Annotated in this window: 11 protein-coding genes; 7 read left to right on the top strand and 4 right to left on the bottom strand. The window is 60.0% G+C overall.

The features are described from left to right. Nucleotides 1-11 precede the first annotated feature (11 nt). The 3 genes from FQ668_RS29070 to phhA all read right to left on the bottom strand — a co-directional run bounded on the left by FQ668_RS29070 (nucleotide 12) and on the right by phhA (nucleotide 1,514). Nucleotides 12-140 carry a hypothetical protein gene (locus FQ668_RS29070; protein WP_003254533.1) on the bottom strand — a complete coding sequence of 43 codons (129 nt, stop codon included), beginning with the start codon at nucleotides 138-140 and terminating at the stop codon, nucleotides 12-14. Nucleotides 141-329: 189 nt separating this feature from the next. Continuing rightward, the gene (locus tag FQ668_RS21295; protein ID WP_003254532.1) at nucleotides 330-686 is read right to left on the bottom strand and encodes a 4a-hydroxytetrahydrobiopterin dehydratase; all 357 of its coding nucleotides are present in this window, start codon (nucleotides 684-686) and stop codon (nucleotides 330-332) included. Between the two features lie 39 nt (nucleotides 687-725). Then, nucleotides 726-1,514: a phenylalanine 4-monooxygenase gene (phhA, locus tag FQ668_RS21290; RefSeq protein WP_003254528.1), complete on the bottom strand. Its 789-nt coding sequence runs from the start codon at nucleotides 1,512-1,514 to the stop codon at nucleotides 726-728. 257 nt (nucleotides 1,515-1,771) lie between these two features. On the opposite strand from phhA, the gene FQ668_RS21280 reads away from it, so the two are divergent. After that, complete coding sequence (locus tag FQ668_RS21280; RefSeq protein WP_014590097.1) at nucleotides 1,772-3,331, top strand: sigma-54-dependent phenylalanine hydroxylase transcriptional regulator PhhR; 1,560 nt, start codon at nucleotides 1,772-1,774, stop codon at nucleotides 3,329-3,331. A gap of 147 nt (nucleotides 3,332-3,478) precedes the next feature. On the opposite strand, the gene FQ668_RS21275 is transcribed toward FQ668_RS21280, so the two are convergent. Continuing rightward, complete coding sequence (locus FQ668_RS21275) at nucleotides 3,479-3,733, bottom strand: DUF2790 domain-containing protein (protein ID WP_014590098.1); 255 nt, start codon at nucleotides 3,731-3,733, stop codon at nucleotides 3,479-3,481. A gap of 397 nt (nucleotides 3,734-4,130) precedes the next feature. On the opposite strand from FQ668_RS21275, the gene acs reads away from it, so the two are divergent. The 6 genes from acs (at nucleotide 4,131) to argR (ending at nucleotide 10,752) form a co-directional block, all read left to right on the top strand. Further along, nucleotides 4,131-6,092 carry an acetate--CoA ligase gene (gene acs, locus FQ668_RS21270; RefSeq protein ID WP_003254525.1) on the top strand — a complete coding sequence of 654 codons (1,962 nt, stop codon included), beginning with the start codon at nucleotides 4,131-4,133 and terminating at the stop codon, nucleotides 6,090-6,092. Between the two features lie 535 nt (nucleotides 6,093-6,627). Next, nucleotides 6,628-7,413 carry an ABC transporter substrate-binding protein gene (locus FQ668_RS21265; protein WP_003254524.1) on the top strand — a complete coding sequence of 262 codons (786 nt, stop codon included), beginning with the start codon at nucleotides 6,628-6,630 and terminating at the stop codon, nucleotides 7,411-7,413. An 88-nt stretch (nucleotides 7,414-7,501) separates the two neighbouring features. After that, on the top strand, nucleotides 7,502-8,191 hold the full coding sequence (locus FQ668_RS21260; RefSeq protein WP_003254523.1) for an ABC transporter permease: 690 nt from the start codon (nucleotides 7,502-7,504) through the stop codon (nucleotides 8,189-8,191). Next, the gene (locus FQ668_RS21255; protein WP_014590099.1) at nucleotides 8,188-8,886 is read left to right on the top strand and encodes an ABC transporter permease; all 699 of its coding nucleotides are present in this window, start codon (nucleotides 8,188-8,190) and stop codon (nucleotides 8,884-8,886) included. The genes FQ668_RS21260 and FQ668_RS21255 overlap by 4 nt, the downstream gene beginning before the upstream one ends. A gap of 22 nt (nucleotides 8,887-8,908) precedes the next feature. Beyond that, the gene (gene aotP, locus FQ668_RS21250) at nucleotides 8,909-9,673 is read left to right on the top strand and encodes an arginine/ornithine transport ATP-binding protein AotP (RefSeq protein WP_014590100.1); all 765 of its coding nucleotides are present in this window, start codon (nucleotides 8,909-8,911) and stop codon (nucleotides 9,671-9,673) included. Between the two features lie 98 nt (nucleotides 9,674-9,771). Next, entirely contained in the window at nucleotides 9,772-10,752 is a 981-nt protein-coding gene (gene argR, locus FQ668_RS21245) for a transcriptional regulator ArgR (RefSeq protein WP_014590101.1), read from the top strand. Nucleotides 10,753-10,952 lie beyond the last annotated feature (200 nt).

Raw genomic sequence — 10,952 nt, 5'->3', positions numbered from 1 at the left:
GGGATGCGCAGTTATTCCTGGTCAGCGCTGGATTGATCGTCACCATCCTGCTCGGCGGCAGCTGCCGGTTCGGCGTGAACGGTCACGGATGGCTCTTCTGGGTTCAGGCTTGGGAAGGGAAGATTCGGGATTTCATGCATCTCGTCGTTCCTCGCAAGTGTGAGTGAAAAGTCTGCGCCAGGCGCGTTTGTAGCTTCAAAAAGCTGGGGCAGGATACACAAGTCTGGATGACAGTTTGGTTTTTTTCCCGGTCGTTTGTCGGTTTTGCGGGCGAACAGCGCACATATGCCCCATGAAAAAAGGGGCCTCTGGCCCCTTCTTTCTGGTGTTTACTTCCGGCCTTCAGCCGTTTCCGCCACTTTGTCAGTGCGTGCGCACATGATGAAGTCGTTGCGGTGCAGGCCTTTGATCGAGTGGCTCCACCAGGTCACGGTGACCTTGCCCCATTCAGTCAGCAGCCCTGGGTGGTGGCCTTCGGCTTCGGCGATTTCGCCCACGGCATTGGTGAACGCAAGGGCGTGCTTGAAGTTCTTGAACAGGAACACGCGCTCCAGCTCCATGTGGCCGTCACGTACTTCGATGTTCCAGTCCGGGATTTCGCGGATCAGCTCGGCCAGCTCTTCGTCGGTGACCTTCGGTGCATCGGCGCGGCAGGCTTCGCAATGGGCTTGGTTCAAGGCATTCATGAGGTGTTTTCCGGTTCGAGTTGTTATCGGCAAGATCGCTCAGGCAGCGACCTTGGGTGGAAACTTCGGTGCGTGCAGACCCAGCTGCATGGCTTTGTGGACCATACCCATGATGTCCTCGTGGGCCAGGTCGAACAGGCGCTTCATGTTCGGCAGCACGAAATACACCGGTTGCAGAATGTCGATGCGGTAGGGCGTACGCATGGCCTCGATCGGGTCGAAGGCCTGGTGCTCGGGCTCGTCAGACAGACTGTAGACGGTCTCTTTCGGTGACGAGAGGATGCCGCCGCCATAGATTTTGCGGCCTTGCGCGGTTTCCATCAGGCCAAACTCGATGGTCATCCAGTACAGGCGCGCCAGGTACACGCGTTGTTCCTTGGTCGCGGCGAGGCCGAGCTTGCCGTAGGTGTGAGTGAACTCGGCGAACCAGGGATTGGTCAGCAGCGGGCAGTGGCCGAAGATTTCGTGGAAGATATCCGGCTCTTGCAGGTAGTCCAGCTCTTCCGGGGTGCGGATGAAGGTGGCAACCGGAAAGCGCTTGCTGGCCAGCAATTCGAAGAAGGTCTGGAAGGGGATCAGCGCCGGAACCCGGGCAACCTGCCAGCCGGTGGTGGCACCCAGCACCTTGTTGATCTCGCCCAGTTGCGGAATGCGGTCATGCGGCAATTTCAGCTGGTCGATGCCGTCCAGGTACTCTTGGCACGCACGGCCTTCGATCACTTTCAGCTGGCGGGTGATCAAGGTGTTCCAAACCGCATGCTCTTGCTGCGGGTAATCGATAAAACCATGCGCATCGGGCTCGCGTGCCACGTATTGCGTCTGTTTCATGAGGCTCTCCTGGTGAGGGCTTTTCTTGTTATGTACAGGACATGCCTAAAGGAATATCCCTTCGCCAGCGGTTTTGCACGGGGGCGGGGCTCGGCCGCGGAGGGGGCCAATGCGGCTTTTCGTAACGATAATTTTACAAAACGCGGCAAGTGTCGGAAAATTCGAGGCATCTGGCTGGCGTAAACGCAGTTTTTGTCAGCTTATCTTTACGACTTTTCTGCGCGGTGTTGAAAAACATCAGCGCTTCGAGAGCCCTCATGCGTATCAAAGTCCATTGCCAGAACCGCATTGGCATCCTGCGCGACATCCTCAACCTGCTGGTGGAGTACGGCATCAACGTGCTGCGCGGTGAGGTCGGCGGTGATCATGGCAACGCCATCTACCTGCACTGCCCGAACCTGATCAACCTGCAATTTCAGGCCCTGCGGCCGAAGTTCGAGGCGATCGCCGGGGTATTCGGCGTAAAGCGTGTGGGCCTGATGCCCAGCGAACGCCGGCACATGGAGCTGAATGCGTTGCTGGGGGCGCTGGATTTTCCGGTGTTGTCGATCGACATGGGCGGCAGCATCGTTGCCGCCAACCGTGCAGCCGCGCAGTTGCTTGGCGTGCGGGTTGATGAGGTGCCGGGCATGCCGCTGGCGCGCTACGTGGAAGACTTCGATCTACCAGAGCTGGTGCGGGCCAACAAGTCGCGCATCAACGGCTTGCGCATCAAAGTCAAAGGCGATGTGTTCCTGGCCGATATCGCACCGCTGCAGTCCGAGCACGATGACAGCGAGGCGCTGGCCGGCGCGGTGCTTACCCTGCACCGCGCCGACCGGATCGGCGAGCGTATCTACAATGTGCGCAAGCAAGAGCTGCGTGGCTTCGACAGCATCTTCCAGAGCTCGCGGGTGATGGCTGCCGTGGTGCGTGAAGCGCGGCGCATGGCGCCGCTGGATGCACCGTTGTTGATCGAGGGCGAAACCGGTACCGGCAAGGAGTTGCTGGCGCGTGCCTGCCACCTGGCCAGCCCCCGTGGACAGTCGCCGCTGATGGCGCTCAACTGCGCCGGGTTGCCCGAGTCGATGGCCGAGACCGAGCTGTTCGGTTACGGCCCTGGGGCATTCGAAGGGGCACGGGCCGAAGGCAAGCTGGGGCTGCTGGAGTTGACTGCAGGCGGCACGCTGTTCCTTGACGGGGTAGGGGAGATGAGCCCGCGCTTGCAGGTGAAGCTGCTGCGCTTTCTGCAGGACGGCTGCTTTCGTCGGGTAGGTAGCGATGAAGAGGTCTACCTGGATGTGCGGGTGATTTGTGCAACCCAGGTTGATTTGTCCGAGTTGTGTGCCCGTGGCGAGTTTCGCCAGGACCTGTATCACCGGCTCAATGTACTGTCGCTGCACATTCCGCCTTTGCGCGAATGCATGGATGGTCTGGAGGGGTTGGTGCAGCATTTTCTCGATCAGGCCAGTCGGCAGATTGGCTGCGCCATGCCGCGCCTGGCACCGGCGGCAATGGACAAACTTGGGCAGTATCACTGGCCAGGTAATGTAAGGCAGTTGGAAAACGTTTTGTTCCAGGCGGTTTCGTTATGTGACGGCGGCGTAGTTAAAAGCGAGCATATTCGTTTGCCTGATTATGGCGTGCGGCAACCGTTGGGCGAGTTTTCGCTGGAAGGGGATCTTTCGCAGATAGTAGGGCGCTTTGAAAAGGCGGTGCTGGAAAGTTTGATGGGGGAGTTTCCCAGTAGTCGGGCCTTGGGCAAAAGACTGGGTGTTTCGCATACCACGATTGCCAACAAGTTGAGGGATTATTCGTTGGGCAAGTCGACTGATTAAATGGCTGTAAGTTAATAGCCTGTTAATCAGGTGGTGAATGCTTCGCGGGTGAACCCGCTGGTACCGCGCCACATTCATGGTTTGCGTGGTACCCGTAGGAGCGGGTTCACCCGCGAAGGGGCCCGCAGGCCCCCAATTCACAAGGTATCAGCCGTTAGAGCAGCCGTTCCCCATCACGCGGTATTCGAGAATGTGCGTTTGGCCCTTGGAGTCCTCGTAGGTCATGCGGGCGGGCACGACTTCGCACACATTAGGCACTTCGCTCATGGAAATGACGCGAGCAATGTCCAGGTGCTGCGAGTAACTGTACTGTTCAACCGGAATCTGCTCGGCATCTTTGGCTTCGCCGGCCATCGCCGCGCCGCAAAGACTGCCAAGTACCAATACCAGTAAAGCTTTCATTTTCTATTTACCTGTCTAAGGTCGTGAGGGGGCACGCGGCGCTTATGGCGCCGCGAGTACAGCGAGTTTTAACTATTGGGATTAGAGGGGGATTAACGCTTGCCTTCGTGGGGGCTGTTACCAGTTGTTAATCGCCTTGCCGTTGCTGGCGAGGTGAATTTTATGGCGGTGGCCGATGCTGAAACAGTGGGTGTTTTGATAAAGTGTTTTGACAGAATCTGTAACAATCCTGTGGCAAACCCCTCATTTTTTCGTCGGCAAGGCTGTAATGCCCGCGCCAGAGCGTTTTGCCGGAACGGGTGTACCAAATTACTACCAACGTCGAATGGCTTTTGTCGCTCTGGTACAGTTACAAACGGTTCCATACAAAAACAACTATTACACCGAGGTAACACAGATGAGTGCGGCTCCACTGTATCCCGTTCGTCCCGAGGTTGCGGCCACTACCCTGACCGACGAGGCCACCTACAAGGCCATGTACCAGCAATCGGTGATCAACCCGGACGGCTTCTGGCGCGAGCAGGCCCAGCGTATCGACTGGATCAAGCCGTTCACCAAGGTCAAACAGACCTCCTTCGACGACCACCATGTCGATATCAAATGGTTCGCCGACGGCACTCTGAACGTTTCCTCCAACTGCCTGGACCGCCACCTTGAAGAGCGCGGTGACCAGTTGGCCATCATCTGGGAAGGTGACGACCCTTCCGAGCACCGCAACATCACTTACCGCGAGTTGCACGAGCAGGTCTGCAAGTTCGCCAACGCCCTGCGTGGCCAGGATGTGCACCGCGGTGACGTGGTCACCATCTATATGCCGATGATCCCCGAAGCGGTGGTCGCCATGCTGGCCTGTGCACGCATTGGTGCGATTCACTCGGTGGTGTTCGGCGGCTTCTCGCCCGAGGCGCTGGCTGGCCGTATCATCGACTGCAAGTCCAAGGTGGTGATCACTGCCGACGAAGGCGTGCGTGGTGGCCGCCGTACCCCGCTCAAGGCCAACGTCGACCTGGCGCTGACCAACCCTGAAACCAGCAGCGTTCAGAAAATCATCGTGTGCAAGCGCACCGGTGGCGATATTGCCTGGCACCAGCACCGCGACATCTGGTACGAAGACCTGATGAAAGTGGCCTCCAGCCACTGTGCACCCAAAGAAATGGGCGCTGAAGAGGCGCTGTTCATCCTTTATACCTCCGGCTCCACCGGCAAGCCGAAGGGCGTGCTGCACACCACAGGCGGTTACCTGGTTTACGCCGCGCTGACCCATGAACGCGTGTTCGATTACCGCCCGGGAGAGGTGTACTGGTGCACCGCGGACGTCGGTTGGGTCACAGGCCACAGCTATATCGTCTACGGCCCGCTGGCCAACGGCGCCACCACCTTGCTGTTCGAAGGCGTGCCCAACTACCCGGACATTACCCGCGTATCGAAGATTGTCGACAAGCACAAGGTCAACATCCTCTACACGGCGCCAACTGCCATTCGCGCCATGATGGCTGAAGGGCAGGCAGCTGTTGAGGGCGCCGACGGTTCCAGTCTGCGCCTGCTGGGATCGGTGGGTGAGCCGATCAACCCTGAAGCCTGGAACTGGTACTACAAGACCGTCGGCAAGGAGCGTTGCCCGATCGTCGACACCTGGTGGCAGACCGAGACCGGCGGCATCCTGATCAGCCCGCTGCCTGGTGCCACCGGCCTCAAGCCGGGTTCGGCAACCCGCCCGTTCTTCGGTGTGGTGCCTGCACTGGTCGATAACCTGGGCAACCTGATCGACGGTGCTGCCGAAGGCAACCTGGTAATCCTCGACTCCTGGCCGGGCCAGTCGCGTTCGCTGTACGGCGACCATGACCGCTTCGTCGACACCTACTTCAAGACCTTCCGTGGCATGTACTTCACCGGCGACGGTGCGCGCCGCGACGAGGACGGTTACTACTGGATCACCGGCCGTGTGGATGACGTGCTCAACGTGTCCGGCCACCGCATGGGCACTGCCGAGATCGAAAGCGCCATGGTCGCGCACTCGAAGGTTGCCGAGGCTGCAGTGGTTGGCGTGCCGCATGACATCAAAGGGCAGGGCATTTATGTGTATGTCACCCTCAATGCCGGCATCGAGGCCAGCGAGCAATTGCGCCTGGAGCTGAAGAACTGGGTGCGCAAGGAGATCGGCCCGATTGCTTCGCCGGATGTGATCCAGTGGGCGCCGGGGCTGCCGAAGACCCGCTCGGGCAAGATCATGCGCCGCATCCTGCGCAAGATCGCCACCGGTGAGTACGACGCCCTGGGCGATATCTCGACCTTGGCCGACCCAGGTGTGGTGCAGCACCTGATCGATACCCACAAGGCGATGAACCTGGCTTCGGCCTAACCCCTTCCCGGCAATACCCCCTGTAGGAGCGGGCTTGCCCGCGAATGCGCCAGTTCAGGCTAAGCTGTCCCCTGACCTCACGCATTCGCGGGCAAGCCCGCTCTTGCATTGTTACCCGACAATCATCGGTTACCGTTCTGTCACCGGTCCTGCACAGGTTCGGGGCGCCAGGAAACAATTCCGGCCCGTTTCGGTGCATAGGAGTCAGCATTTTGTGCATCAAAGCACGCTGCACTTGCCGTCGTACAAGGCTTTGCCAATAATAGGCCCAGGAATTGCTAGGTCTATAGGTTCTATTTCTTGCGCCATTGCATATTCTGCATTGGCTGTCAACATCGCCCGCGGCGGTTTCAGGCGCTTCTATAAGTAGTTGTCGCTTTGAAGAAATATCGACTACCGGGCTGTCGTTAAAATGCCACTCACTCGCTCGTGGTATGCGGCCTTGGTCGAACCCTGCGCGGCTCGCGTTGTACTCATTCGCATATCGGGCAGCCGTTACCTGCCTTGTATTGCCCCGTACCGATGGAGTTACCTGATGAAGAAGCTCGCACTGCTTGGCGCCCTGGCGCTGTCTGTGTTTTCCCTGGTGTCGCAGGCTGCTGAAAAACCGCTGAAAATCGGCATCGAAGCTGCCTACCCACCCTTCGCCTTCAAGCAACCTGACGGCAGCATTGCCGGCTTTGACTACGATATCGGCAACGCGCTGTGCGAAGAGATGAAAACCAAGTGTACCTGGGTCGAGCAGGAGTTCGACGGCCTGATCCCGGCGCTGAAAGTGCGCAAGATCGACGCCATCCTGTCGTCCATGTCGATCACCGATGACCGCAAGAAGTCGGTCGACTTCACCAAGCGCTACTACCTGACTCCGGCGCGCCTGGTCATGAAGGACGGCACCACCGTCAGCGACAGCCTGGACGAACTGAAAGGCAAGAAGATCGGCGTGCAGCGCGGCTCCATTCACGACCGCTTCGCCAAGGAAGTGCTGGGCGCCAAAGGTGCCACCGTGGTGCCTTACGGCACCCAGAACGAAATCTACCTGGACGTCGCAGCTGGCCGCCTCGACGGCACCGTGGCTGATGCCACCCTGCTGGAAGACGGCTTCCTCAAGACTGACGCCGGCAAGGGCTTCGCGTTCGTAGGCCCGGCCTTCACCGACGCCAAGTACTTCGGTGACGGTATCGGTATTGCCGTACGCAAGGGTGACAAGGCCAATGTCGACCGCATCAACGCGGCGATCGACGCCATCCGTGCCAACGGCAAGTACAAAGAAATCGAAAGCAAGTACTTCAATTTCGACATCTACGGTCCAGACTCGAAGTAAGACGTCGGGTTTCACCTGTGCAATGGTGCAAACAGCAGAGGCTCTGAGGTTTGCACCATTTTTCATTCTCTAGGTCGAGGACCTCATCATGTTGAAAGGCTACGGGGCAGTCATCCTCGACGGGGCGTGGCTGACGCTACAGCTCGCCCTGTCGTCGATGGCCCTGGCCATCGTGCTCGGCCTGATCGGTGTGGCGCTGCGTTTGTCGCCAGTGCGCTGGTTGGCCTGGCTGGGCGATCTGTATTCCACGGTGATCCGTGGTATTCCGGACCTGGTCCTGATCCTGCTGATCTTCTACGGCGGGCAAGACATCATCAACCGGGTGGCGCCGCTGCTCGGCTACGAAGACTATATCGATCTGAACCCGCTGATCGCAGGTATCGGTACCCTGGGCTTCATCTTTGGCGCCTACCTCTCGGAAACCTTCCGTGGGGCCTTCCTGGGCATTCCCAAAGGCCAGGCCGAGGCGGGCGTGGCGTATGGCATGAGCCCCCGCCAAGTGTTCTTCCGCATCCAGGTACCGCAAATGATTCGCCTGGCCATTCCGGGCTTCACCAACAACTGGCTGGTGCTGACCAAGGCTACTGCGCTGATTTCGGTCGTTGGCCTGCAGGACATGATGTTCAAGGCCAAGCAGGCGGCTGACGCCACCCGCGAACCCTTCACCTTCTTCCTGGCAGTGGCGGCGCTGTACCTGGTGCTGACCAGTGTTTCGCTGCTGGCCCTGAAGTATCTGGAGCGCCGCTACTCGGTGGGCGTCAAGGTGGCTGAACTATGATCTTCGACTACAACGTCGTCTGGGAAGCGCTGCCGATGTACTTCGGCGGTTTGCTGACCACCCTGAAGCTGCTGGCGATTTCGCTTTTCTTCGGCCTGTTGGCAGCCATTCCGCTGGGCCTGATGCGGGTATCCAGGCAGCCGGTGATCAACCTTGCTGCATGGCTGTACACCTACGTCATCCGTGGCACACCGATGCTGGTGCAGCTGTTCCTGATCTACTACGGCCTGGCCCAGTTCGAGGCGGTGCGCGAGAGTATCTTCTGGCCGCTGCTGTCCAGCGCCACCTTCTGCGCCTGCCTGGCGTTCGGCATCAATACCAGTGCCTATACCGCCGAAATCATTGCCGGCAGCCTCAAGGCGACGCCGCATGGCGAGATCGAGGCCGCCAAGGCCATGGGGATGTCGCGCATGAAAATGTACCGCCGCATCCTGCTGCCTTCGGCATTGCGTCGGGCACTGCCGCAGTACAGCAATGAAGTGATCATGATGCTGCAGACCACCAGCCTGGCGTCGATCGTCACCCTGATCGACATCACCGGTGCTGCGCGCACGGTCAATGCCCAGTACTACCTGCCTTTCGAGGCCTATATCACGGCGGGCGTGTTCTACCTGTGCCTGACCTTCATCCTGGTGCGCCTGTTCAAGATGGCCGAACGCCGCTGGCTCGGCTACCTGGCGCCGCGCAAGCACTGACCGCTTTGTGAGAATCGACAGCATGTACAAACTCGAAGTCCAAGACCTGCACAAGCGCTACGGCAGTCACGAAGTGCTCAAGGGCGTGTCGCTGGCGGCCAAGGCCGGCGACGTCATCAGCATCATCGGCTCCAGCGGTTCGGGCAAGTCGACCTTCCTGCGCTGCATCAACCTGCTGGAGCAGCCGCACGCCGGCAAGATCCTGCTCAACAACGAAGAACTGAAGCTGGTCCCCGGCAAGGATGGCGCGTTGAAGGCCGCCGACCCGCGTCAATTGCAACGCATGCGCTCGCGCCTGTCGATGGTGTTTCAGCACTTCAACCTGTGGTCGCACATGACTGCGCTTGAGAACATCATCGAAGCGCCAGTGCACGTGCTGGGCGTGAACAAGAAGGAAGCCCTGGAAAAGGCCGAGCACTACCTGGCCAAGGTGGGGGTTGCTCATCGCAAGGATGCCTTCCCCGGGCATATGTCGGGGGGGGAGCAACAACGTGTGGCAATTGCCCGGGCGCTGGCCATGGAGCCGGAGGTCATGCTGTTCGACGAGCCGACCTCGGCGCTTGACCCTGAGCTGGTGGGTGATGTGCTGAAGGTGATGCAGGCGCTGGCCCAGGAAGGTCGGACCATGGTGGTGGTGACCCACGAAATGGGCTTTGCCCGCGAGGTGTCCAACCAGTTGGTGTTCCTGCACAAAGGCCTGGTGGAAGAAACCGGCTGCCCACGTGAAGTGCTGGCCAACCCGCAGTCGGAGCGCTTGAAGCAGTTCCTCTCCGGCAGCCTGAAGTAAAAGCTGCATTTTTGCACCAGAATAGGGCATGCTGCGCGGCGAGCGCAGCCTGACCCGGCGCACAGACTCGAACGACCTCAGGTTTCGGACCGCACCCTATGACCACCCAGCGAATCGGTTTTCTCATCTGGCCCAGCACCAGGCCTTTGACCCTGGCGTTGGCCGAGGAAGTGTTGCTGGTGGCGCAGCGTGTGCATCCGGATGTGGTCTACGAGTTGGTCTTCCTGCAGGCCGAGCCTGCGCAGGAAGGCGTCTGGCGGCTGCCTGGCGAGCCGTGGACCGGCCGCCTGGAGGGCTGCCACAAGCTATTTCTGCTGGCCGACGAGCCGCCTGCGGCGATGGGGGCTGCCTTTTCAGCGGCGCTCAAGCAACTGGCGCGCAGTGGTTGCCTGATCGGTGGTCTGTCGGCCGGGGTGTATCCGCTGGCCATGCTGGGCCTGCTCGATGGGTACCGGGCAGCCGTGCACTGGCGCTGGCAGGATGACTTTGCCGAACGCTTCCCCAAGGTGATTGCCACCAGCCACCTGTTCGATTGGGATCGCGACCGTCTGACCGCCTGCGGCGGTATGGCCGTGACCGACCTGCTGCTGGCGGTGCTGGCGCGGGATCACGGGGCGGAGTTGGCCGGGGCGGTGTCGGAAGAGCTGGTGGTAGAGCGCATCCGCGAGGGTGGCGAGCGCCAGCGTATTCCGCTGCAGAACCGCCTGGGCTCGAGTCACCCCAAGCTGACTCAGGCCGTTTTGCTGATGGAAGCCAACATCGAAGAGCCGCTGACCACCGACGAAATTGCCCAGCATGTGTGTGTGTCGCGTCGGCAGTTGGAGCGAATCTTCAAGCAGTACCTGAACCGCGTGCCCAGCCAGTACTACCTGGAGTTGCGGTTGAACAAGGCACGGCAGATGCTGATGCAGACCAGCAAGTCGATCATCCAGATCGGGCTGTCTTGTGGTTTCTCGTCGGGGCCGCATTTTTCCAGTGCCTACCGTAACTTCTTTGGTGCAACGCCGCGGGAAGACCGGAACCAGCGTCGCAGCAGCAGCCCGTTTGAATTGAGCTCGGCGCCGGCTGAAAAGGGCTGAGATTTCGGGTGGGTTCGGGGTGTATGCCTTGAGGTTGATGTTGGGGCGCAAATCGAGCGCCGCCCGCGCGGCGCTTCGCGGGTAAACCTGCTCCTACGTTTGTTTCGGGCCAGTTATGCCTGTGGCATTTGCGCGCGAACGCCTTGGCGCACACCTCGATATCCCGTCGAACAAACAAGGCGGTCGCGCGCGCCGGGCGC

The sequence above is a fragment of the Pseudomonas sp. Kh14 genome, from assembly GCF_900291005.1.
Taxonomy (GTDB): domain Bacteria; phylum Pseudomonadota; class Gammaproteobacteria; order Pseudomonadales; family Pseudomonadaceae; genus Aquipseudomonas; species Aquipseudomonas alloputida.
The sequence above is the reverse complement of the archived record's forward strand: the minus strand, read 5'-3'. Positions and strand labels throughout refer to the sequence as shown.

Coding starts and splice junctions, on each gene's coding strand:
- FQ668_RS29070 (WP_003254533.1), bottom strand. CDS start 140: ATGCATGAAATCCCGAATCTTCCCTTCCCAAGCCTGAACCCAGAAGAG.
- FQ668_RS21295 (WP_003254532.1), bottom strand. CDS start 686: ATGAATGCCTTGAACCAAGCCCATTGCGAAGCCTGCCGCGCCGATGCA.
- phhA (WP_003254528.1), bottom strand. CDS start 1,514: ATGAAACAGACGCAATACGTGGCACGCGAGCCCGATGCGCATGGTTTT.
- FQ668_RS21280 (WP_014590097.1), top strand. CDS start 1,772: ATGCGTATCAAAGTCCATTGCCAGAACCGCATTGGCATCCTGCGCGAC.
- FQ668_RS21275 (WP_014590098.1), bottom strand. CDS start 3,733: ATGAAAGCTTTACTGGTATTGGTACTTGGCAGTCTTTGCGGCGCGGCG.
- acs (WP_003254525.1), top strand. CDS start 4,131: ATGAGTGCGGCTCCACTGTATCCCGTTCGTCCCGAGGTTGCGGCCACT.
- FQ668_RS21265 (WP_003254524.1), top strand. CDS start 6,628: ATGAAGAAGCTCGCACTGCTTGGCGCCCTGGCGCTGTCTGTGTTTTCC.
- FQ668_RS21260 (WP_003254523.1), top strand. CDS start 7,502: ATGTTGAAAGGCTACGGGGCAGTCATCCTCGACGGGGCGTGGCTGACG.
- FQ668_RS21255 (WP_014590099.1), top strand. CDS start 8,188: ATGATCTTCGACTACAACGTCGTCTGGGAAGCGCTGCCGATGTACTTC.
- aotP (WP_014590100.1), top strand. CDS start 8,909: ATGTACAAACTCGAAGTCCAAGACCTGCACAAGCGCTACGGCAGTCAC.
- argR (WP_014590101.1), top strand. CDS start 9,772: ATGACCACCCAGCGAATCGGTTTTCTCATCTGGCCCAGCACCAGGCCT.